The organism is Thioalkalivibrio sp. (genome assembly GCF_041685615.1).
GTDB lineage: Bacteria > Pseudomonadota > Gammaproteobacteria > Ectothiorhodospirales > Ectothiorhodospiraceae > Thioalkalivibrio.
The window spans coordinates 15375-37368 of sequence record NZ_JAWLFK010000007.1 but is presented as its reverse complement, the minus strand read 5'-3'; the positions used below and the strand labels follow the sequence as shown (position 1 = coordinate 37368).

The following is a 21994-nucleotide window of genomic DNA, read 5'->3' as shown; positions in this document are numbered from 1 at the left end:
GATCATGAGCATTGCCTATTTCAACGGGGAGTACCTGCCGCTGGACGAGGTTCGGATCTCGCCGCTGGACCGGGGCTTCCTGTTCGGGGACTCGGTGTACGAGGTGATTCCCAGTTACGCCGGCGAGTTCTTCCTGCTGCCCGAACATCTCGAGCGATTGAGGCGGTCCCTCGAGGCCATACGCATCCCGGACCCGTTTGCGCCCGGGGAGTGGACTGCGCTGCTGAAGGATCTGCTGGCGCGCAATGCCGATCCCGCCACCCCGGACCTGGGCATCTACCTGCAGGTGACGCGTGGCGTGGCCCCGCGCGATCATGCCTTCCCCGCGGATGCGCAGCCGACCGTCCTGGCGATGGCGAACCCGATTCGCCCCCTGCCGGAGGCTGTGCGCGTGGAGGGGGTGGCGGCGGTGACGGCCGAGGATCGTCGCTGGGAACGCTGTGACATCAAGGCGACCACGCTGCTGGCCAACGTGCTGAACCGCCAGGATGCGATGGAGCGAGGTGCCGTCGAGGCCGTGCTGTTGCGCGACGGGAAGCTGACCGAGGGTGCGGCGAGCAATGTCTTCGTGGTCCTCGACGGGCGGGTCATCACGCCGCCACTGGACGCCTCGGTGTTGCCGGGGATTACCCGCTGGCGGGTGCTCGAACTCGCGCGCGAGCTGGGCTACCCGGTGGAAGAGCGCGGGATCAGCGCGGACGAGCTGGCCCGGGCGAGAGAGATCTGGCTCACCAGTTCGACGCGCGAGATCCTTCCGGTCACGCGCCTGGACGACCGCGCTGTGGGTGCCGGCCGACCCGGACCGGCCTGGCAGGCCGTGCACGCGGCCTACCAGGCCGCCAAGCCAGGCGCTCAGGTGAGCGAACCCATGCAGTCTGGAGGTGCCGCATGAGCGACCGCGAGACGCTGATCGAGTTTCCCTGCCGGTTCCCGGTGAAGGTAATGGGCGACGCGCACCCGGAACTGATGGAGGCAGTCGAGGGCTGCGTGGCGGAGCACCTGGATGCCGACGACGCAGTGATCGAACAGCGCGCCTCGCGCGCCGGTCGTTTCGTCGGCATCACCATCACCTTTACCGCGACCAGCCAGGAACAGCTGGACGCCTTCTACCGCTCCCTTGGCCGTTGCGACCGGGTGCGCATGATCCTGTGACGCCGGCCCCGGCGCGGGTCGAGGTGCGCGAGCTGGGGCTGCAGCCCTACGTTCCGGTGTGGCAGGCGATGCAGCTGCATGGGCGCGAGCGTGCGGCCGATGCTCCCGATGCCCTGTGGTGCGTGCAGCATCCCCCGGTCTTCACGCAGGGGCGCAATGGCCGCCCGGAACACCTTCTGGATCCCGCTGCTGTTCCGGTGGTAGCGATCGACCGCGGCGGGCAGATCACCTATCACGGGCCCGGCCAGCTGATCGTCTACACCCTGCTGGATCTCAGGCGCCTCGGGATTGGCGTGCGCCGTCTGGTCGAGTGCCTGGAACAGGCCATCATCGATACGCTTGCCCGATGGGGTATCGAGGCCGAACGCCGGACGAATGCACCCGGCGTCTATGTCGGGCACGCAAAGATTGCGGCACTCGGCTTGCGGGTGCGGCATGCCCGCAGTATCCATGGCCTTGCCCTGAACGTGGCGCCGGTGCTGGCGCCGTTTGCGCGCATCAACCCCTGTGGCTATGCGGGCCTGGCGACTACTTCCATGCGGGCGCTTCTGGGCGGGCCGGTCGCGATCGACCGCGTTCGCGACGCGCTCCTGGCGAATCTCGTCGTGCTGCTATTCGGGGGGGGGGATGTCGCGCTTCGGCACGAGGCGGCGTTGCCCGCTGAACTGGTGCGCGTGCAGGCATTGGGCCGCAGCCCGGCGCCGTAACACGTCGCCTGGCCTTCCTAAGGCTGGGTTGTGGCTGGCCCCGGTTGATCATCTGGTGTTTACGAGCCTTCGCTCGGCCGCCTGCCACGCGCTCTCTCGCGAGCGCACCGCGAGGTACTTCTTTGCTCGTGCAAGGAAGTACCCAAGAAACACGCCCGACTGCCGCGACCCCGGCCCGCTGTGCGGGCCGGGGTTTCCCTCGCTCCGAGGCTTTTCGCGGGCGGCGCTGAACTCGCTGCGCCTTCGGCTCCGCTCAGACATCCAGTGCCTTTTCTCCCGCGAAAAGCCTCTCCACTCGGCGCGACGACAACGGGGAGGGAGGTCAAGACAACGGCTGTCCCGGCGTTATTGCCAGTGGATGAGGGCGAGGTCTTCGGCCATCTTGGGCAGGCTTGGCCTTTGGCCGTTGCGTGCCGCGCCCGCAAGCGGGCGCCGGGGGCTTTCGGGCGGCAGAGCCTTTGTGGTGTCGTGGCGTAGGGATACCTTCTGTTTTGACCTTCGCCTCCCGTATGGAGCCCCTTGCGGAAGGGCGCTCGGGCGGAAGAAGGCGATGGATGTCTGAGCGAAGCGAGTTCAGCGCCGCCGGCCCGAGGGCCCTGGAGCAAGGTTCCCGGGCGGAATCCGGGTGCCCTTCTTTGGGTCCTTTCTTGGGCAAGCAAGAAAGTGCCTCGGGGCGCGCTGGCGAGTCAGCGCCGGGCAGTATGCGGACCGGAGCCACCGTAAACACCAGAGGATGAACCGGGGCCAGCCACGACCAGGCAGGCGGTGGCGCGAGGCCTTGCAAACAACCGGTTTTCAAGCCGCTCTAGCTACGGGCTGCGCTGGTACGACACGTGAACGTTCGGAGCAGCCAGGCCGCACCGGACGCGTTGCCGCGGCAAGGCACCCGGGACGGGTCAGGCGGTTTCGAGGCCCTGGGCCTGGAGATCGGCGTGGTACGACGAGCGGACCATCGGTCCGCTGGCGACCTGCTTGAAGCCCATCTCGCGGGCGCGCACGCCCAGCTCGTCAAACTCCTCGGGTGACAGGAACCGCGTGACCGGCAGATGGTGACGCGAGGGCTGCAGGTACTGGCCCAAGGTTAGCATGTCGCAGCCGTGATCGCGCAGATCCTGCAGGACCTCCAGCAGCTCCTCGCGGGTTTCGCCAAGGCCCAGCATCAGGCCGGACTTGGTCGGCACGCCCGGGTGTTGCTCGCGGAACTGGCGAAGCAGCTCCAGCGACCAGGCATAGTCAGCGCCCGGGCGCGCCTCGCGGTACAGTCGCGGGACGGTTTCGAGGTTGTGGTTGAATACGTCCGGCGGGGCCTGGTGCATGATCTCCAGCGCGCGGTCCATGCGGCCGCGAAAGTCCGGCACGAGGATCTCGATCTTCGTCTTCGGGTTGAGAGTGCGCACTTCGCGGATGCAGTCGACGAAGTGCCCGGCGCCGCCGTCACGCAAGTCGTCGCGGTCCACCGAGGTGATGACCACGTAGTTGAGGCCGAGCGCCTGGATGGTTTCGGCCAGGTGCCGAGGCTCGTCCGTATCCAGCGCCTCCGGGCGCCCGTGGGCGACGTCGCAGAACGGGCAGCGTCGGGTACAGATGTCGCCCATGATCATGAAGGTGGCGGTGCCGTGCGCGAAGCATTCACCCAGGTTGGGGCAGCTGGCCTCTTCGCAGACGGTGTGCAGTTTCTGCTCGCGCAGGATGCCCTTGATGCGCTGAACCTCGGGGCGTGCCTGGCTCTGCGCGCGAATCCACTTGGGCTTGCGCTGCGGGCGCTCGGTCGGATTGATCTTGACCGGGATGCGGGCGACCTTGTCGGCGGCGCGCTGTTTCTCTCCGGGCTGGGGGCGGGTGCGAGTGTCCATGGAACTTCCCTGAATCTCTCTGGCGGCCGGGATGCAGTCGGCCGGCGTGGGGCGGCACCGGGTCAGGCGACCTGACGGATCAATGCCTCGACTTCCTGTTGTGCGGTCTCGATGGCCGGCAGACTGCCGTCCTCGTCGAGGACGAAGCCGAGCCGTTCCACGGCCCGCAGGTCGGCGAGCGGGATGCGGTCGGCGAGCGGGTCGTCCTCGGCATCCCGCGGGCATGCGGCGCGGGCGATCCGCACGATGTCCGTCAGGACCGGGGCCTCGGGGCTTTCCGGACCGCCGGAATCGCGAATGGCGTTTATGATATCGGAAGCCAGATCCCATTGTCGGGCAACCAGTTCCCCGATCAGGCCTTCCAGGCGGAATAGTACGCGCTCGACATCTTCGGGTGTGCGTCCCGGGTGGGTGCGGGCGATCTCGGCGATCACGGGCAGGGCCCCCACTCGATGCAGCAGGCCGGCGAGCAGGGCAGTCTGCGGGTCGATCGCCTCGCTCTGGTCGGCCAGGACGCAGCTGATGGCCGCGATGCGGGCGGAGCGGCGCCACAGGCGCTCCAGCAGGTCATGGTAGGGACTGTCGCGATCGATGAAGACCTGGTGCATGGCCAGGGCCATCACCAGCTGGCGGGTGCGTTCCAGGCCCAAGCGGGCGACCGCGTCCTGTAGGCGGGCGACCTCGCGGCGGCTGCCCATGGCCGGGCTGTTGGCCACGCTCAGCAGGCGTCCGGCGACACTCGGGTCTTCCTCGATGATGCGGGTCGCGCCGGCGATGGAGAGATCCGGGTCCTTCAGGGCCTGCTGCAGGTGCAGCGCGACCTCGGGTAGCTGGGGCAGGGCCAGCTCCCCCGAATAGGCATGGGTATAGATGCTGCTGAACAACTCGCCCTCGAGGTCGGACAACTCGATCTCGCTGACCTCGACGCTCTCCTGTCCGCCGCCGTCCACTAGGGTCTCAAAGACCTTGCGGTCCAGCATCGCCAGCGTCGCGCGTGTCGCCGCAATCGCGTGGCTATGGTAGTCGTGGGTGTCGAACAGCGGATTGAGGGCCTCGCTGGAGTCGCCTTTCAGCATGACCGAGTTGCGGCCGCTGGCGAGGATCATGCGGCCCTCCAGCAGGAAGATCATGCTGCGGGATTCGTCGCGCGCATGCAGCTTGAAGCCCGGGTCCACCGTCATGGTGCGGGCGTGCTGCAGCAGCTTGTTGCGGGCGCGCTCGCTGAGTTCGGCGAACGGGCGCAGCTGGGGAAGGCGTTCCTCGATCACCGCGATCTAGACGTTGAACATGGCGCGGAGTTCCGCGAGGTCATCGGCGCGCTCTTCGAGGAAGGCGATCGGTTCGCCCGTCGCCGGGGGCGTGATGCCGAGGGTGGCAAACGCGGCGACCTCCGCGGCATCGGGCACGGTCTCGCCCTCGGCACGGCGGGCGGCCCATTCGGCGACTAGGGCAATGCTGGCGTAATCGGGCTCGGGTGCACGATAGCCCCAGTCCCCTGCGTGTTCGGCGACGGTGACCAGGTCGCCGCCAAGATCCCAGTAGTTGATGACCAGGACGCCGGCCAGGTTGCGCAGACGCCGCACCAGCGACTGCACGCGTTCGGTGTCGGGGTGATCCTCGCGCAGCTCCACGAACTGGACGATCGGGACCGCGCCGATGCCGGCGACCAGCCCGGCCAGCAGGGCCCGTTCGCGGTCCAGGAGCTTCAGCGAGTCGGCGATCAGATAGCTGTAGGCGGACTGCAGGGCGCCGTGTTTCCAGCTCGCCTCCATCGCGTAGCGGGTGGAGGCATGCTTGGCCTTGAAGGCCTGGCGCAGGGCCATGTTCATCGCCAGCATGCGGGTGTTGCGAAAGCCCAGGCGGTTGACCGCGTCGCGGACCGACTGGATTTGCTTGGCGGCGCGGAAAAGAGGGCTGTTGGTGGCGTGCAGCAGGGCGCCGGCGATGGTCCCGTCGCGCTGGATGACTTCGGTCAGCTTGTCCAGGTCCGCGTCGGGGTCGTTGGTCAGTTCCTGGATGCGCAGGGCGATCTCCGGCATGGTCGGCAGTTCCAGGCGGTTGCTGGTGATCAGGTCGTACAGCTCGCCGAAGAAGGCCCCCTCGGTGTCGTCCAGATCGGTGTCGTGCACGACCAGCGAGGCGCTGTGGGCCTTCTCCAGTGCAGACGTCGGGATCTCCAGTATCCGGCAGGGCTGCTCGGTGATCAGGAAATCCTGCGGGCCAATGTTGTGGTCGAACATCTGCAGGGGGCTGTCGGGATCGGCCGCGTCCAGTGTGATGCGGGCCGGGGCGCCGCCGCTCACCCGCACCAGCTGTCCACTCAGCAGAAACAAGTAACGGTCCTCGACCTCCTGGGGGCGCAAGCGCCGCCCGGCGTCCAGCTCCCGGGCCTGGCAGGCCGAGGCCAGTTCACCGCGGGCCTGCTCCGACAGGCTGGAGGTCAGATCCAGGTCCTGCAGCAGGGCGTCAATGCTGGTGCTATCCATGGGGTGGTTCCCGATCCGTGCTGTGCCAATCCATTCCCGCGCCGCTGCCGCGGGTGGTGAGCAGCGGCAAGTGCGCGCATGCGCGGGCTATTCGAATGGCGCCAGTGTAGCATCCGATTGCGCCACGGGAACCGGCGACACGGCCCCGCGGCAGGCAAAACGCGGCCGGTCGTCGGCGTTGATCAGGTCATGGACCTGCAGGAAGCGGCGCGCATCGGCCGCGTCTTCGCCGAACCAGACGGCAGTGCTGCCGAGGCGGAAGCTGTAGCCCCAGGCATCCATGTCCTGCATCAGCCGCTCACGGCCGACGCCGGGAAGTTCGTCCGCCAGCAGGATCTGCAGATAGCACACCCCGCATTCCTCGAGATCGTCGCCGCCGGCGTTGGTGTGCAGGATGGCGCGGCGCGCGGCATCCATGCAGATGACGTGCGCGGCCTCGTGCAGGGCCGAATGAATCGGGGTGTCGGGGCGCACGTGCACCTCGTGGCCGATGATTCCGGCCTCGGGTTCGCCCCACCAGCTGCCGGGCAGCGGGGACCGGGCCGGGTGTGGCACCAGACGCAGGCCGTAGCGCGCGAGCAGGTTCGCCAGGTGGGCCTGCAGGGCGGGATCGCCGCAGGTCTGGATGCCCGAGGGACTCATGCGTCGTGGCGGCCGGGCAGGGCGGTGGTGTGCTTGCGGCTCCGGCGCGGACACTCGTCGGGGTGTTCGCGGCACCAGGCGTCAACGCGCTCGGCGAGATCGTCCTGGAAGCACAGCAGGTAGAACCGGGCCTGCTCGCGGTTGGCGATGGCCGGGCGTCCCAGGGTGTCCACCACCCCGGTGCGCAGGGCCGCGATGATGGCGTTGGCGGCTTTCTTCTGCGGCCAGGCGGTGATCTCTTCCCAAGCCTCGTGGGTAAAGTACAGGCGCAGGAGGTCCGGACGGGTGGTCAGCAGCATGCGCGTGACATTGCGCAGCGTGGTTTCGGCCTCGCCCCAGTCATGGACCAGACCGCCCTCCAGCAGGCGTTCGATCTCCTCGCGGCCCTTGGGCGACAGCATCGGCGCGCGAAGCGGGCGCCTCAGGCGCCCGGTGCCTCCTCGGGGGTGAAGGCACGAATGGACAGGGCGTGCACCTCGCCGGAGTCGATCTGATCGCGCACGGTGGCGTAGACGGTCTGGTGCTTCTTGACCGCGTTCATGCCGGCGAACTGCGGGCTGACGACCAGGGCCTCGAATTTGCCCTCGCCGCCGGTGACCTCGACCTTTTCGGCCTCCGGCAGGCCGGCGCGGATGAGTTCGGCCACTTGGCTGGCTTCCATGATGTGTCCCCCGATTGCGTGCGGATGATGAGTGCGAATGTCAGTCGCGGATGATAGCCGGGCGCCAGGCCCGACATGAAGTGCCCCCACACGCGGAACTCGTACCCCGGTGCGGGGCTCACATCGGAACACCTGCATGGAAAGTCGGGGTGGTTTGGTTTGACCCGAACCGGCTCGCTAGCATCAGGTCATCATCGACCGGCCCGCCGGGCCATGGAGGCAAAGGCAATGATCTTCAAGCAACTGTTCGAGGACGAGTCGTCCACCTACACCTACCTGCTGAGTTGCCCGGATACCGGGAAGACGGCCCTGATCGACCCGGTTATCGAGACGGTCGACCGTGACCTGCGCGTGCTGCAGGAGATGGGGCTGAGCCTCGACTACGTGATCGAGACCCACATCCACGCCGACCATATCACCGGCGCACGGATGCTGCGCGAGAAGACCGGCTGCAAGCTGGGGGGGCCGGCGATGGACGAACTCCCCTGTCGCGACTTCGGCCTGCGAGAGGGCGAGCCCTTCCAGGTGGGGAACCTGGTGGTCAACCCGCTCTACACCCCGGGGCACACCGATGCGCACCACGCGTATCTGATGGACCACGTGGGCCTGAAGATGCTGTTCTCCGGCGACGCGCTGCTGATCGAGGCCTGCGGCCGCACTGACTTCCAGTCGGGGGATGCCAAGACGCTCTATCACTCGATCCACGACAAGTTCTTCACCCTCCCGGACGAGACCCTGGTGTATCCCGCGCACGATTACGAGGAGCGCCAGATCACCACCATCGGTCAGGAGAAGATGCGCAACCCGCGCCTGGGCAAGGGCAAGGCGGAGGCGGAGTTCGTCAAGATCATGGACGAGATGGACCTGCCATATCCGAAGAAGATCGACTGGGCCCTGCCCGGCAACGAGGGTTGCGGAATCTGCCCCGACAACCTGCCGGACGAAAAGAAGCGCCTCTGCGAAACCGATCAGCAGGGGTAGTCCGACCCCGCCCGGTGGCCCCGCCAGGAGCCACCGGTTCCGAATGTTGATCCGGTGGGCGGTTTTTACCGCCTGCCGGACCCCGTACACTCCCGCGATGACCGAACACACACCCGTTGACGAGCCGAGGCCGCTCGATCGCCTGCGGGCGATCATGGCACGGCTGCGCGATTCCGAGTCGGGCTGTGCCTGGGACCGGGCGCAGACCGCCGGCACGATTGTGCCGTTCACCCTGGAAGAGGCCTATGAGCTGGCCGAGGTGATCGCCCGCGACCAGGGTTCGGACGTGGATACCCGCGAGCAGCGCGACGAGCTGGGAGACCTGCTGTTTCAGGTGGTGTTCCAGGCCCGCATTGCCGAGGAGTCGGGTCGCTTCGATCTGGACGATGTTGCGAGCGCCATCGGCGACAAGCTGGTGCGCCGGCATCCGCACGTGTTTGCGGATGTCGAGCACGCCTCGGATGCGGCGCGCGAGGCGGCCTGGGAGGCGGACAAGGCACGGGAGCGTGCCGATCGCGCCCAGACCAGCGCCATGGACGATATCCCGCTGGCCCTGCCGGCCCTGTCGCGGGCGGTCAAGAGCCAGCGTCGTGCCGCCCGGCTGGGCTTCGACTGGGACGACCCGGCGCCGGTGGTCGACAAGATCCACGAGGAGTTGGCCGAGGTGCAGGAGGCCGTGGACCAGGGCGAGCCGCCCGAGCGTGTCGCCGAGGAGGTCGGCGATGTGCTGTTTGCCGTGAGCAACTGGGCGCGCCACCTGGGCGTGGATCCGGAAGGCGCGCTACGCGGCAGCACGCGCAAGTTCGAGGCCCGCTTCCGCCGCATGGAGGCCCTGGCCGTCGCCCGCGGCGCGAGCCTGGACACGTTGGATTTCTCCGACCAGGAGGCCCTTTACCAAGAGGCGCGGCGCTGCGAGCGCGCTGCCCGGAACGACTTCGATACCAAGGACCCGACATGACCGATGCCGTCGAACTGCCCGATCATTTCCTGCCGGCCCGGATCGAGACGATCGAGCAGGTTACGCCGCTGATCAAGGTATTCACCCTCGCGGCGGATCCGCAGCGCTTTACCAGCAAGGCGGGGCAGTGGCTGGACCTGGTGATCCCGCAGCCCGAAGGCAAGCCCTTCGTCGGGGGCTACTCGGTGGTTTCCGCGCCGCGTGCGGACGGTCGCCTGCAACTGGCCATCAAGTACGCCGACCACCATCACGCGACGCATCACCTGCACGCGGTCGCGCAGGAAGGCGACACTGTGTACATCACCCCGGGGCAGGGCAGCTTCTTCTTCGAGCCCGGCATGGCAAGAAATGTCGTGCTCCTGGGCGCCGGCATCGGCGTGACGCCGCTGTTCGGCATCCTGCGCGCGATCCACGCCGATATGCCCGAGGTCTACGCCCATCTGGTGTACAGCGTCGCGCACCAGGACGAGGTGCTTTTCCCGCAGGAGCTGGGGGCGATGGCGGAGGCACCGAATATCGACGTCAGCCTGACGGTTACGCGCGAGGCCGAGGACTGGCTGGGACATACCGGGCGCATCAGCCATCGGCTGCTGGAATCGCTCGATCTGCCTCGCGATGCACTGTTCTATTTCTGTGGCTCGCGCGAGTTCATCGAGGATATGGCCACCCTGCTGGCGGAATGGGGCATTCCCGAGGCGCAGCTGAAATATGAAAAGTGGTGGTGACGCGGCTACACACTTGGCCCGCAGGGCGAATGCAACGTCTAATCGGTATCGATTAACCACCTGATCCCGGCGCACTGCCAGCGTTGGGAGGTTGCTTCATCGCGGTGCTCTTCGCACTGACGGGGCCGCGATCACGACCCTGCAGAATCAGTGTTTCCCTAAGGGCGGCGGGTGTCGCCCGGGCGCAGGGCGTTTTCGGGGGAAAGGATGGTCGGCTGGCCGTCCAGGGCCGGGTCGGTGTCCGGGTAGTCGCGGATGAAGTGCAGTCCGCGGCTCTCCTTGCGCGACAGGGCGCTCTTCACGATGATCTCCGCAACCATGGCGAGGTTGCGCAACTCCAGCAGGTCCGGGGAGATGCGGAAGTGGCTGTAATACTCGTGGATCTCCTCCTGCAGGATGCGGATGCGCCGCTCGGCGCGGTGCAGGCGCTCGCGGGCGCGCACGATCCCCACGTAGTCCCACATCAGCCGGCGCAGTTCGTCCCAGTCGTGGGCGACGACCACCTCTTCCTGTGATTCGGTGACCCGGGATTCATCCCAGGCCGGCGGCACTGGCAGCCGTTCGGGGGCGGGCAGGTCGGTCTGCGAGAGGATGTGATCGGCCGCCGCACTGGCATAGACCAGGCACTCGAGGAGCGAATTGCTGGCCATGCGGTTGGCGCCGTGCAGTCCCGTATAGGAGACCTCGCCGGCGGCGTAGAGCCCCGGCAGGTCGGTCTGGCCGAAATGGTTCACCATGATGCCGCCACAGGTGTAGTGCGCTGCCGGCACCACGGGAAGCGGCTCGCGCGTCATGTCGAAGCCGAATTCCAGGCAGCGCTCGAGAATGGTGGGGAAGTGCTCGCGAATGAACTCGGCCGGCTTGTGGCTGATGTCGAGATTCACGTGGTCGATGCCGAGACGCTTCATCTCGTGGTCGACCGCACGGGCGACGATGTCGCGTGGGGCCAGTTCTGCACGCTCGTCGAAGCGCGGCATGAAGCGTTCGCCATCGGGCAGGAGCAAGAGCCCGCCCTCGCCGCGCACCGCCTCGGAAATCAGGAACGACTTGGCCCTTGGATGAAACAGGCAGGTCGGGTGGAACTGCATGAACTCCATGTTCGCGATGCGGCAGCCGGCGCGCCAGGCCATGGCGATGCCGTCGCCGGTGGAGCCGTCGGGATTGGAGCTGTAGAGATAGACCTTGCTGGCCCCGCCGGTGGCGAGGATCACGGTCGGGGCGAGGATCGTCTCCACCTCGCGGGTCCGGGCGTCCTGCACGTAGGCCCCCACCACGCGGCGTGTGCCGTCCACCGCCTGGGTGATCAGGTCCACGGCCACGTGGCGCTCGAAAACCTCGATGCTGCCCAGGCCCGAGGCATTGCGGACCAGCGCCTCCTCGATGGCCCGGCCGGTGGCGTCCGCGGCGTGAGCGACTCGGCGCGCGCTGTGCCCACCCTCACGGGTTAGGTGCAGACGGCTGCGCCCCTCCAGTGGCTCGCGGGTGAATGGCACCCCGAGATTCAGCAGCCAGTGGATCGCCTCGGGGCCGGCCGCCACGGTGCGACGCACGGCGTCCGGATCGCACAGGCCGGCGCCGGCGTCCAGGGTGTCCTGGATGTGGGCGTCAAACGAGTCGGTCCGGTCGAGGACGGCCGAGATGCCGCCCTGGGCATAGCGGGTTGAGCCCTCGTCCACCGGGCCCTTGCTGATCACGGTGACGCGCCGATGCGGGGCCAGATGGAGGGCTGCGGAGAGCCCCGCCGCGCCGCTTCCGATCACGAGGACGTCCGTCAGGCGCGGTTGTTGTACTGTCCCCATGGGTCAGGTAACGTGCTGCGCTTGTTGCCAGAGCAAAATGTGGCCCTTGCGCAACAGTGTTGTGCGCAAAGCGAACTTAATGCGAGTCAGGCGGTCCATGCACCATAGATTACCGGAGACCGGTGGGCTGGCGGGAGTCCCCGCATGAGCGAGAAGGCTTCCGACGAGGCCCTGGTCAAGCGAGTTCAGAAGGGCGACAAGGCGGCTTTCGACATTCTCGTGCTGAAATACCAGCACAAGATCGTCAATCTGGTCGGGCGCTATGTCCATGACCATGCAGCTGCCCTGGACGTGGCCCAGGAGGCCTTTATCAAGGCCTACAAGGGGCTGGCGAACTTTCGCGGCGAGAGTGCGTTCTATACGTGGCTCTACCGGATCGCCATCAACACGGCCAAGAACCACCTTGTCTCCCAGGGACGGCGTCGGCCCGAGGCCGAGGTCGATGCGCAGGACGCGGAACAGATGGGCGGTGACTCCGCCCTGAAGGACAGTGCAACCCCGGAGGGGGAGCTGTTGTCCGAAGAGATTGAAGGGGCGGTGCGTCGCACCATCGAGGAACTGCCCGACGACCTTCGGATGGCCATTACGCTGCGCGAGATCGAAGGACTGAGCTACGAGGAAATTGCGCAGACGATGGGATGCCCGATCGGCACCGTCCGGTCGCGCATCTTCCGGGCCCGCGAGGCCATCGACCGGACCTTGCGTCCATTGTTAGACGACAACTGACGAGTAGCGCCATGAAAGAACAAGTCTCCAAGAATGAACGTCTGTCGGCCCTGGTGGACGGAGAAACGGATGACTTCGAGACACGTCGCCTGACGGACGAACTGGTGAGGTCCGATGAGGACCGCGCCCGCTGGGAACGCTATCACTTGATCGGCGACAGTCTGCGCGGCGGGATGCGCCGCACCGCCCCCGCGAATTTCATGGACGGCATCCACGCGGCCCTGGCCGACGAGGCGCCACTGGCGGTGTCGCAGAAGCCGGCCCAGCCACGCTGGCTGAAGCCGGTGGCCGGGACCGGGGTGGCCGCCGCGGTCGCGATGGTCACCTTGGTCGGGATGCAGATGATGGGCCCCGAGTCGGACACTCCGGAGACCGCTCCGGTCGCCAGTAGCGAGACCACTGCCCCTGCGCAGGTCGCGGACGGCGTGCAACCTGCGAGCACCACCGGTGGCGACGCTCCGGCCGCCGAGCACGAAGGGCTGGATCCGCGCTTTGCGCGCTATCTCGAGAACCACGCGGAGCTGACCGGGCCGGGATCCGCCGCCTTGGGTCAGGTTCGTTATTCGGTGAGTGACGAGTAACGCGTGATGCGCCGCGGCCTGCCGTTCGCCCTGGTTGCCGCCACCGCGTTCTGCTGCCTTTCGTTGCCGGCCCTGGCGGGGGAGCAGTCCCCCGCCGACTGGCTGCAGCGCATGACCGGCAGCCTGCATTCGGAAAGCTATCAGGGTACCTTTGTGCTCCAGCGCGATGGCCTGCTGGATGCGATTCGCGTGGTGCATGCCGCCGAGAATGGCGGCTATCGCGAACGCCTCGAAACCCTGACCGGCGCCCCGCGCGAGATCCTGCGTTCCGTCGACCGGCGGAGTGCCCTCAAGGGTGCTCGCGCGGTAGCCGGGGAGGCCCCGCACTGGCCGGCCGGTGCCCCGGTATTCCTGCTGGAGCATCATGACCACTATGAACTAAAGGATATGGGCGCAGATCGCGTGGCCGGTCTCGACTGCCGCATGATGCTGGCGCGTGCCCGTGACACTCTGCGCTACAGCCATCGCTACTGCCTGCACGTGGCCACCGCGATCCCGCTGCTGAGCGAGCTGTACGACGGACACGGCAAGCTGCTGGAGCGTTTGGCCTTCACCGACCTTGAACGGTTGGAGGAAGTCGCGGAGGCGGCCCTCGAGCCCACCCGCGAGGATGTCGAGCGGATCGAGGTGCGGGCCGATCATGGTCACAAGAAGCCGGAGTGGGACGAACAGACCGGCATGGACGGCTGGGGCTTCGGAGATCTTCCGGACGGCTTCACCGCAATCGCCGCGACCGAACGCCGGGTGGGGGAGAATGAAACCCACATGCGCCACTTCGTGCTGAGCGACGGGCTCGCTTCGGTTTCGGTGTATATCGAAAAGACCAGCGGTGAGCAGATGTTCGAGGGCACCACCCGCGCTGGTGCGACCCATGGCGCCGCCCGTTCAATCGCGGGACACCAGGTGACCGCAGTGGGCGATGTCCCGCGTGCCACGGTGCAGGCTGTGCTGGACGCGGTCGTGTACCACTCCGGCCATTGAGGAAGGATAGCGGCGCGCACGCATGAGTGACTGGATTCGCGAACAGGGCACCGTGCTTTCGGTCGAGGGCCACACCGCGCGCGTGCGCATCGAACGCCAGTCCACCTGCGGCAGTTGCTCGGCCCGCACCGGCTGCGGCAGCGGGGTACTTTCCGAAGTCCTCGGGCGCAAGGCGGTGGAGGTGTCCATCGGCCACCCGGGGACGCTGCAGCCGGGGGATACTGTGACCCTGGGCATCCGTGATCAGGCCCTGGTGTCGGGAGCGCTGGCGATGTACCTGTTCCCGCTGGCCGGGCTGGTGGCGGCGCCGGCCCTGTTGATGCTGGTCGCGCCCGGCCTCTGGGAGGGCGCGCACCTGCTTGCCGGTGTTGCGGGCTTCACTGCGGGCCTTTTCGTCGTGCGTGTCTGGCTGCGTCGCCGGGCCCCGGATCTGGCCCCGGTGCTGCTGGCGCGCCACCCGGCCGCGGGGGTACGCGACCCGACCGCGTCCGTGGTCTCGCCGCGTCCCTGACAGGGTGCACCTGTCCGCGGGAACTTGTGGGCGGGACCGGCTTTCTAGACCCATGAACTTACGACGTCCCAATGCGGGTTGGATGATGATGACGAAACCGATGCAATGGGCACTGGTGGCCCTGACCTTCCTGGCTCTGTCGCTACCGGCCTCGGCGCGCATGCTGCCGGACTTCGTGCCGTTGGCCGAGGAACACAGCCCGGCGGTGGTGAATATTGCCACCACCCGCGAGCGCGAAAATCCGCATCGCAGCCAGATGCCGGATTTCGAGGGCTCGCCCTTCGAGGACCTGTTCGAACGCTTCTTCGGAGCCCCGGGCGGCGAGGGCCGGCCGGCCCCCGAGACCTTCCAGCGCAATTCGCTGGGTTCTGGCTTCATCTACACCGAGGATGGCTACATCGTAACCGCGAACCATGTGGTGGACGGGGCTTCCGAGGTCGTGGTGCACTTGTCCGACCGTCGCGTGTTTGACGCCGAAATCGTCGGCAAGGATCCGCAAAGCGACGTGGCGCTACTGAAGATCGACGCCGAGGACCTGCCGACACTGAAGCTGGGCTCGTCGTCCGACCTGAAGGTCGGCGAATGGGTGCTGGCGATCGGTTCGCCGTTCGGCTTCGATCACTCGGTAACGGCCGGCATCGTGAGTGCCAAGGGTCGCAACCTGCCGACCGAGAACTATGTCCCGTTCATCCAGACCGATGTGGCGATCAACCCCGGCAACTCCGGTGGGCCGCTGTTGAACCTCGACGGCGAGGTAATCGGTATCAACGCCCAGATCTACAGTCGCACGGGTGGCTTCATGGGGCTGTCCTTCGCCGTGCCCATCGAGATGGTGGAAGATGTGGTGCAGCAGTTGCGCGAACACGGCGAGGTGCAGCGCGGCTGGCTGGGCGTGCTGATCCAGGAAGTGACGCGCGAACTGGCCGACTCCTTCGGTATGGAGAAGCCCACGGGTGCGCTGGTGGCCCGTGTGCAGGCCGACAGCCCGGCGGAGAAGGCCGGCTTCGAGACCGGTGACGTGATCCTGTCCTTCAACGGCATCGAGGTGCCCAACTCCTCCGCGCTGCCGCCCATCGTGGGCCGTACGCCGGTCGGTACCGAGGCCGAGGTCGAGGTGCGCCGGGGTGACGAGACCCGCACCATTACGGTCGAGATCGAACGCCTGCCCGAAGACATCTCTGCGCAGCGTGGCGGGTCGCAGCAGCAGGCGCCGGAGCGGACCGAATCGCAAAGCCTGCTGGGCATGGTCCTGGAGCCGCTGGACGCCAAACGTGCCGCGGACCTGGACGTGGATGCGGGGCTGGTGGTGCAGGAGGTTGTCGACAATCCTGCGCGCTCCGCCGGGGTGCGTCCTGGCGACGTGATCGTGCAGTTCGGCGGCCACGCGGTCGACTCGGCGGAAACGCTGGAAGAGTTGATCGCCAATGTCGGCGACCGGCGCACGGTGCCGGTGCTGGTCTACCGCGGCGACAATCCGACCTATATCGCCCTGCGCATCCCGCGGGACTGAAACCGTCGCCGGAGCTCCGGCTCCGGGGCCGACATGGAGAGGGAGGGCTGTCGACCCGGTCGGCAGCCCTCCCGATTGTTTGCGCATGACCCAACTGACGCTGTATCACCGCGAGAGCTGCGGTCTCTGCCATGACATGCTGGCCGAGATCATGTCCCTCAAAAGCCGTTATACTTTCGCGCTTACGGTCGTCGACATCGACGAGGACCCTGACCTGCAGGCGCGTTTCAACGTCAAGGTCCCGGTGCTTGCGGTCGACGGCGACATTCTCTGCTGCCATTTCCTCGACCGAAAGGCGCTGCTGGACCAACTGGGCCCTGCATGACCGACACCCGCCTCACCCGCAATTTCTCGATCATTGCGCATATCGATCACGGCAAGTCGACGCTGGCGGACCGCCTGATCCAGGGCTGCCACGGCCTGACCGAGCGCGAGATGTCGGAGCAGGTGCTGGACTCGATGGATCTGGAGCGCGAGCGCGGCATTACCATCAAGGCACAGAGCGTGTCGCTGTACTACGACGCCCAGGACGGCCAGCGCTACCAGCTGAACCTCATCGACACCCCGGGGCACGTGGATTTTTCCTACGAGGTTTCGCGCTCGCTGTTCGCCTGCGAGGGCGCACTGCTGGTAGTGGATGCCTCGCAGGGTGTCGAGGCGCAGAGTGTCGCCAATTGCTACACCGCGATCGATCAGGGGTTGGAGGTCGTGCCGGTGCTGAACAAGATCGATCTGCCGGCCGCCGAGCCCGATCGCGTGGCGGCCGAGATCGAGGACGTGATTGGCATCGAGGCCACCGACGCCCTGCGCGTCTCCGCCAAGACCGGCGAGGGCATCGCCGAACTGCTGGAGGAGATCGTGCGCCGCGTCCCGCCGCCGGAGGGGGATGCCGAGGCCGCGCCCAAGGCGCTGGTAATCGACTCCTGGTACGACAACTACCTGGGCGTGGTCGCGCTGGTGCGGGTCAAGGCCGGTCGCTTCCGCGCCGGGCAGAAGATCAAGGCGATGTCGGTGGGACGGGCCCACGAGGTCAGCCGCGTCGGCGTGTTCACGCCCAAGCCGGTGGACCGCGAGACCCTGGAGGTGGGTGATGTCGGCTACCTGATCGCGACCATCAAGGACATCTCCGGGGCCAAGGTGGGCGACACCTTTACCGATTTCAACAACCCCGCGGACGAGCCGGTGCCGGGCTTCCAGGAGATCCAGCCACGGGTGTTCGCCGGGCTGTTCCCGGTCAGCGCGGATGACTTCAACGACCTGCGCGAGGCGCTGGACAAGCTGCGCCTGAACGACGCCGCGCTGTCGTTCGAGCCGGAGACTTCGCAGGCGCTTGGTTTCGGTTTTCGCTGCGGCTTCCTCGGCATGCTGCATATGGAGATCGTGCAGGAACGTCTGGAACGGGAGTACGATCTGGACCTGATCACCACCGCCCCGACTGTGGTCTACGAGGTGGAGCGCAACGACGGCGAAGTGGTTTCGGTGCACAATCCGTCCGAACTGCCGGCGAACAACGAGGTCGCGCAGATCCGCGAGCCGATCATCGAGGCGAACATCCTGGTCCCGCAGGAGTACGTCGGCGCGGTCATTACCCTGTGTGTGGAAAAGCGTGGGGTGCAGACGAAGATGCAGTACCTCGGGCGCCAGGTGCAGCTATCCTACGAGCTGCCGATGTCCGAGGTGATGCTCGATTTCTTTGACCGCCTGAAGTCCGCGACACGTGGCTATGCCTCGTTCGACTACCAGCCGCTGCGCTTCCAGGCGGCGCCGCTGGTGCGCGTGGACATCCTCATCAACGGCGATCGCGTGGATTCGCTCTCGGCGATCGTGCATCGCGACCATGCGGAGTCGCGCGGGCGCGAGATCATCGAGCGCATGGCCAAGATCATCCCGCGCCAGATGTACGAGGTCGCGATCCAGGCGGCGATCGGGTCCAAGATCATCGCCCGCGCCACGGTCAAGGCGATGCGCAAAAACGTGCTGGCCAAGTGCTACGGCGGCGACGTGACCCGCAAGCGCAAGTTGCTGGAGAAGCAGAAGGCCGGCAAGAAGCGCATGAAGTCGATCGGCCGGGTGGATGTGCCGCAGGAGGCCTTCCTCGCGGTGCTGTCGGTGGACGACGACAAGAAGTGACAATAAGGCATGGTGCCCGGACGGGGCGCCAGGCAATCCCCGGCGCGCCGGGAACAGAGGACACGGCATGGCAAATCTCGAACTGATCCTGGTGCTGGCAACCGCCGTGACCGGACTGATCTGGCTGGGCTGGGTGATCCTTCGGCGCCGCCGAAGCCCGGAGCGTCAGCGCGAGATACCCTGGTTCGTGGACTACTCGCGCTCGTTCTTCCCGGTACTGCTGATCGTGCTGATCCTGCGCTCGTTCGTGGCCGAACCGTTCCGCATCCCCTCCGGTTCGATGATGCCCACCTTGTTGGTGGGCGACTTCATCATGGTCAGCAAGTTCTCCTACGGGATCCGCCTGCCGGTGACGCGTACCAAGGTCTTTGACACCGGCGAACCGGAGCGCGGCGAGGTGGTGGTCTTCAAGTTCCCGCGCAACCCGCAGGAGGACTACATCAAGCGGGTGATCGGCCTCCCGGGCGATACCATCGCCTTCCGCGACCGCGTGCTGTACGTGAATGGTGAGCCGCAACCGGCCGAGCGCGTGGGCACCTTCGAGGGCGAGGGTTCCGGGCAGGTCATGTCGGGGGCGTCGATCTTCGAGGAGACGCTGGACGGCCGCACCTACAACACCCTGATGCGGGAACAGCAAGCGAGCCCGGATGGCTCGGTCACGGTTCCCGAAGGGCACTACTTCATGGTCGGCGACAACCGCGACAACTCCAATGACAGCCGGGTCTGGGGTTTCGTCGCCGAGGAACTCCTGGTCGGCCGCGCGCTCTTTATCTGGTTGCATTGGGATTACAATGAAAGGCATCTGGACTTTTCCCGCATCGGCCAGGCGATTCGATAGGCCCGTTCCGCGGGTACAGGCATACAGGGGGCAGGGCATTCATGCGACATTCCAGACATTCGATGCAGGGCGCGGGCGCCGTCACGGTTCTTGCGCTGATCTTCCTGGCGCTGCTGGTCGGCACCTTCGTGATCAAGATGGGCACGCAGTACACCCAGTTCCTGACCGTCCGCTCCATCATGCAGGACGTGGCCACCCAGACCGGTGCCGCCGACAAGAGCGAACGCGAGCTTTGGCGCGAGATCGATCGCCGCTTCCAGATCAACTCCGTGTATGACGGGATCGAGGAAGGCGACTTCAGCGTGACCGAGAACGGGGACGGTCGCCGTCTGCATCTGGAGTACGAGGTGCGCCGCGAGTTCCTCGGTAACGTGGACGTGGTTGCGCGCTTCTCGAACAGCGAGACGCTCGCTCCCTGACCGGGGCGGTGTCGATTCGTTGCATGCCTTGCAGGGTGTTTCCGTGAGTCGTGACTTTCGCAGTCTGCTGCCGCCGGCCGTGCGCGACGGCGAAGGCGTAGGCCAGGCGTTGACCCATCGCAGTGCCGGCGGGCGCAACAACGAGCGTCTGGAATTCCTCGGAGACGCCGTCCTGGGCCTGGTGATTGCCGACGCCCTGTACGAAAAGCTGCCGGATGCCCCGGAAGGGGACCTGACCCGTCTGCGCGCCGCGCTGGTCAATCGCGAATCGCTGGCGGCGCTCGCGCGGGAGACCGGTCTCGAGGGTACGCTGAATCTGGGCCAGGGCGAACGCAAGAGCGGCGGCCAGCGGCGCGACTCCATCCTGGCCGACGCGGTCGAGGCCCTGATCGGGGTGACCTACCGCGAGGCGGGCATGCAGGCCGCGCGCGAATTCACCCTGGCGCTGTACGTGGAACGCCTGAACGATCTGCCGTCGGCCGAATCGCTGAAGGACCCCAAGACGCGTCTGCAGGAGCAGCTCCAGGGCCGCAATGCGGAGCTGCCCGTCTACGAGGTGCTGGAGGTGGCCGGCCCCGATCACAAGCGCGAGTTCACCGTGGCGGTGCACCTGCCGACCCAGGGCTGGGGGCAGCGCGGCCAGGGCTCCTCGCGGCGCCGCGCCGAGCAGGCCGCGGCCGAGGCCGCCCTGAGACGCCTGCAACAGGTACAGGAACAATGAGCGAAATCGACGAAGGCCGAGCGGGCGAGTCGACACGCTGCGGCCTGGTCGCGTTGATCGGCCGGCCCAACGTGGGCAAGACCACGCTGATGAATCGCCTGGTCGGCGAGAAGCTGGCGGCGACGACCCGTCGGCCGCACACCACGCGCAACCGCATCCTCGGCATCGTGACCGAGGGGCGGGATCAGGTCGTGCTGATGGACACCCCCGGCATCGACACCGAACGGACCCAGCTGGTGAACCGGGTTCTCAACCGCACGGCCAGCCAGGCGCTGGCCGATGCCGACCTGGCGTGTTTCATCGTCGAGGCGGGCGAATTCGGTCCCGGTGACGAGCGCATCGAGGAGACCATCCGCCATTCCGGACGCCCGGCGCTGCTGGTCATCAACAAGGTCGACCAGTTCCGCGCGAAGGAAGAGTTGTTGCCGTTCATCGAGGCTCGCGCCGCGGCCTTCGACTACACCGGAGTGGTTCCGCTGTCGGCGAAAACCGGCTCCAACCTGGAGGGGCTGATCGCGGAGATCCGGACGCACATCCCAAAGGGCCCGTTTCTGTACGACCCAGACCAGCTCTCGGATCGCCCGCAGCGCTTTCGCGCCGAGGAGATGATCCGCGAATCCATGCTGGAGCACCTGGGGCAGGAGGTCCCGTACTCGGTGGCGGTGCGCGTGGAGGCGTGGGCGGACGAGCCGCGCACTACCCACATCGACGCCGTGATCCTGGTCGAGCGCGACAGTCAGAAGGGCATCGTGATCGGCAAGGGCGGTCGCCGTCTCAAGCGCATTGGCCAGGCGGCCCGTGTCCAGCTGGAGGATCTGCTGGGACGCAAGGTGATGCTGCGCCTGAACGTGCGCGTGGAAGCCGACTGGACCCGCAACCCGCGTGCCCTGCGCGAGCTCGGCATCGAGGAACCACGATGAGGGCCCTGAGACGGGCATGAGTGGCGCGGCGTCGGCAATCACCCAGGGGGTGGTGTTGCACGCGCGGCCGCTGCGCGAGAACAGCCGGGTGCTCGAACTGCTCACCGCCGGGACCGGCCGGCTTTCGGCCGTGGTGCGCGGCAAGGCCGGGTCGGTGCAGCCCTTCGCGCTGCTGGATCTGGCCTGGCGCGGGCGGGGCGAACTGCCCACCCTCAGCGTGGCCGAGCAGCAGCGGGTCTTCCCGCTGACCGGGCGTGCCCTGATCTGCGGGTTGTACCTCAACGAACTGATCCTGCGGCTGTACCCGCGCGAGGCCCCGATCCCGGAGGCTCTGCCTGCGCTGTTGTCTGCCTATGCCCGGCTTGCCGCTGGCGAGCGCGCCGATGCCGTGTTGCGTCGGGCCGAATGGGCCCTGCTCGCGCCGCTGGATTCCGGGCTGGAACATTTGGAGCCGTCCGCGCTGGACCCCGATGCCTGGTATCGCTACGACCCGGACGCCGGCCTGGAACCGGCGGCCGCCGGTCGTGGCGAGGCGATCCCCGGCGTTGCCCTGCGGTCGCTGGCCAGCGGGTGCGACGTGCCCGATAATCAGGCCCGCGTCAGCCGCGACTTCATGCGCCGGCTGATCGATACCCATCTGGCCGGCCGTCCGCTGCGCACCCGCGGTCTGCTGTAGGCTCTCCGGACCGCACC

The 21994-nt window shown here is 67.0% G+C and carries 25 protein-coding genes and 1 pseudogene; 19 read left to right on the top strand and 7 right to left on the bottom strand.

Features of this window, described 5'->3' with window-relative positions:
* Nucleotides 1–4 precede the first annotated feature (4 nt).
* The 4 genes and pseudogenes from ACESLR_RS02590 (at nt 5) to ACESLR_RS02575 (ending at nt 2421) form a co-directional block, all read left to right on the top strand.
* Complete coding sequence (locus tag ACESLR_RS02590) at nt 5–892, top strand: D-amino acid aminotransferase (RefSeq protein ID WP_373024360.1); 888 nt, start codon at nt 5–7, stop codon at nt 890–892.
* Entirely contained in the window at nt 889–1152 is a 264-nt protein-coding gene (locus ACESLR_RS02585) for a YbeD family protein (protein ID WP_373024361.1), read from the top strand. Before ACESLR_RS02590 ends, ACESLR_RS02585 begins: the two co-directional genes overlap by 4 nt.
* Nucleotides 1149–1859 carry a lipoyl(octanoyl) transferase LipB gene (gene lipB / locus ACESLR_RS02580; RefSeq protein ID WP_373024362.1) on the top strand — a complete coding sequence of 237 codons (711 nt, stop codon included), beginning with the start codon at nt 1149–1151 and terminating at the stop codon, nt 1857–1859. The genes ACESLR_RS02585 and lipB overlap by 4 nt, the downstream gene beginning before the upstream one ends.
* 358 nt (nt 1860–2217) lie before the next feature.
* A pseudogene (locus ACESLR_RS02575) lies at nt 2218–2421 on the top strand (hypothetical protein).
* A 334-nt stretch (nt 2422–2755) separates the two neighbouring features.
* Here ACESLR_RS02575 and lipA read toward each other — a convergent pair.
* The 6 genes from lipA to ACESLR_RS02545 form a co-directional block, all read right to left on the bottom strand.
* Entirely contained in the window at nt 2756–3712 is a 957-nt protein-coding gene (lipA, locus tag ACESLR_RS02570; protein ID WP_373024885.1) for a lipoyl synthase, read from the bottom strand.
* Between the two features lie 62 nt (nt 3713–3774).
* Nucleotides 3775–4980 carry an HDOD domain-containing protein gene (locus tag ACESLR_RS02565; RefSeq protein WP_373024886.1) on the bottom strand — a complete coding sequence of 402 codons (1206 nt, stop codon included), beginning with the start codon at nt 4978–4980 and terminating at the stop codon, nt 3775–3777.
* Between the two features lie 6 nt (nt 4981–4986).
* The gene (locus ACESLR_RS02560) at nt 4987–6198 is read right to left on the bottom strand and encodes an HDOD domain-containing protein (protein ID WP_373024887.1); all 1212 of its coding nucleotides are present in this window, start codon (nt 6196–6198) and stop codon (nt 4987–4989) included.
* 87 nt (nt 6199–6285) lie between these two features.
* Nucleotides 6286–6840, bottom strand: a complete 555-nt coding sequence (locus tag ACESLR_RS02555; protein WP_373024888.1) for a hypothetical protein — start codon at nt 6838–6840, stop codon at nt 6286–6288.
* Nucleotides 6837–7241 (bottom strand): hypothetical protein, encoded by a 405-nt coding sequence (locus tag ACESLR_RS02550; RefSeq protein ID WP_373024889.1) that lies wholly within the window; start codon nt 7239–7241, stop codon nt 6837–6839. The genes ACESLR_RS02555 and ACESLR_RS02550 overlap by 4 nt, the downstream gene beginning before the upstream one ends.
* Before the next feature lie 20 nt (nt 7242–7261).
* Complete coding sequence (locus tag ACESLR_RS02545; protein WP_024327148.1) at nt 7262–7501, bottom strand: BolA family protein; 240 nt, start codon at nt 7499–7501, stop codon at nt 7262–7264.
* Between the two features lie 228 nt (nt 7502–7729).
* Between ACESLR_RS02545 and ACESLR_RS02540 the strand changes: the two genes are divergently transcribed.
* Genes ACESLR_RS02540 through ACESLR_RS02530 form a run of 3 tightly spaced genes read left to right on the top strand, consistent with a single transcriptional unit; the run spans nt 7730 to nt 10165 of the window.
* On the top strand, nt 7730–8482 hold the full coding sequence (locus tag ACESLR_RS02540; protein ID WP_373024890.1) for an MBL fold metallo-hydrolase: 753 nt from the start codon (nt 7730–7732) through the stop codon (nt 8480–8482).
* Nucleotides 8483–8525: 43 nt separating this feature from the next.
* On the top strand, nt 8526–9440 hold the full coding sequence (gene mazG / locus ACESLR_RS02535) for a nucleoside triphosphate pyrophosphohydrolase (RefSeq protein ID WP_373024891.1): 915 nt from the start codon (nt 8526–8528) through the stop codon (nt 9438–9440).
* Nucleotides 9437–10165, top strand: coding sequence for a ferredoxin--NADP reductase (locus tag ACESLR_RS02530; protein ID WP_373024892.1), 729 nt, complete (start codon nt 9437–9439; stop codon nt 10163–10165). Before mazG ends, ACESLR_RS02530 begins: the two co-directional genes overlap by 4 nt.
* A gap of 158 nt (nt 10166–10323) precedes the next feature.
* On the opposite strand, the gene nadB is transcribed toward ACESLR_RS02530, so the two are convergent.
* Nucleotides 10324–11964 (bottom strand): L-aspartate oxidase, encoded by a 1641-nt coding sequence (gene nadB / locus ACESLR_RS02525; RefSeq protein WP_373024893.1) that lies wholly within the window; start codon nt 11962–11964, stop codon nt 10324–10326.
* Between the two features lie 144 nt (nt 11965–12108).
* On the opposite strand from nadB, the gene rpoE reads away from it, so the two are divergent.
* From rpoE to recO, 12 genes are all read left to right on the top strand, one after another.
* A complete protein-coding gene (gene rpoE, locus ACESLR_RS02520) occupies nt 12109–12690 on the top strand; it encodes an RNA polymerase sigma factor RpoE (RefSeq protein ID WP_024327143.1) in 582 nt (193 codons plus the stop codon).
* Between the two features lie 11 nt (nt 12691–12701).
* Nucleotides 12702–13271, top strand: coding sequence for a sigma-E factor negative regulatory protein (locus ACESLR_RS02515; protein WP_373024894.1), 570 nt, complete (start codon nt 12702–12704; stop codon nt 13269–13271).
* Nucleotides 13272–13277: 6 nt separating this feature from the next.
* Nucleotides 13278–14252 carry a MucB/RseB C-terminal domain-containing protein gene (locus ACESLR_RS02510; RefSeq protein WP_373024921.1) on the top strand — a complete coding sequence of 325 codons (975 nt, stop codon included), beginning with the start codon at nt 13278–13280 and terminating at the stop codon, nt 14250–14252.
* A gap of 22 nt (nt 14253–14274) precedes the next feature.
* Entirely contained in the window at nt 14275–14763 is a 489-nt protein-coding gene (locus tag ACESLR_RS02505) for a SoxR reducing system RseC family protein (protein ID WP_373024895.1), read from the top strand.
* 85 nt (nt 14764–14848) lie between these two features.
* Nucleotides 14849–16273 carry a DegQ family serine endoprotease gene (locus ACESLR_RS02500; RefSeq protein WP_373024896.1) on the top strand — a complete coding sequence of 475 codons (1425 nt, stop codon included), beginning with the start codon at nt 14849–14851 and terminating at the stop codon, nt 16271–16273.
* Nucleotides 16274–16358: 85 nt separating this feature from the next.
* On the top strand, nt 16359–16598 hold the full coding sequence (locus tag ACESLR_RS02495) for a glutaredoxin family protein (RefSeq protein WP_373024897.1): 240 nt from the start codon (nt 16359–16361) through the stop codon (nt 16596–16598).
* A complete protein-coding gene (gene lepA, locus ACESLR_RS02490) occupies nt 16595–18403 on the top strand; it encodes a translation elongation factor 4 (protein ID WP_373024898.1) in 1809 nt (602 codons plus the stop codon). Before ACESLR_RS02495 ends, lepA begins: the two co-directional genes overlap by 4 nt.
* Before the next feature lie 67 nt (nt 18404–18470).
* A complete protein-coding gene (lepB, locus tag ACESLR_RS02485; protein WP_373024899.1) occupies nt 18471–19241 on the top strand; it encodes a signal peptidase I in 771 nt (256 codons plus the stop codon).
* Nucleotides 19242–19303: 62 nt separating this feature from the next.
* On the top strand, nt 19304–19660 hold the full coding sequence (locus ACESLR_RS02480) for a DUF4845 domain-containing protein (protein ID WP_373024922.1): 357 nt from the start codon (nt 19304–19306) through the stop codon (nt 19658–19660).
* 43 nt (nt 19661–19703) lie between these two features.
* Nucleotides 19704–20381, top strand: coding sequence for a ribonuclease III (rnc, locus tag ACESLR_RS02475; protein ID WP_373024900.1), 678 nt, complete (start codon nt 19704–19706; stop codon nt 20379–20381).
* Complete coding sequence (era, locus tag ACESLR_RS02470) at nt 20378–21301, top strand: GTPase Era (protein WP_373024901.1); 924 nt, start codon at nt 20378–20380, stop codon at nt 21299–21301. The genes rnc and era overlap by 4 nt, the downstream gene beginning before the upstream one ends.
* A gap of 16 nt (nt 21302–21317) precedes the next feature.
* On the top strand, nt 21318–21977 hold the full coding sequence (gene recO, locus ACESLR_RS02465) for a DNA repair protein RecO (RefSeq protein WP_373024902.1): 660 nt from the start codon (nt 21318–21320) through the stop codon (nt 21975–21977).
* The last annotated feature ends 17 nt before the right edge of the window (nt 21978–21994 follow it).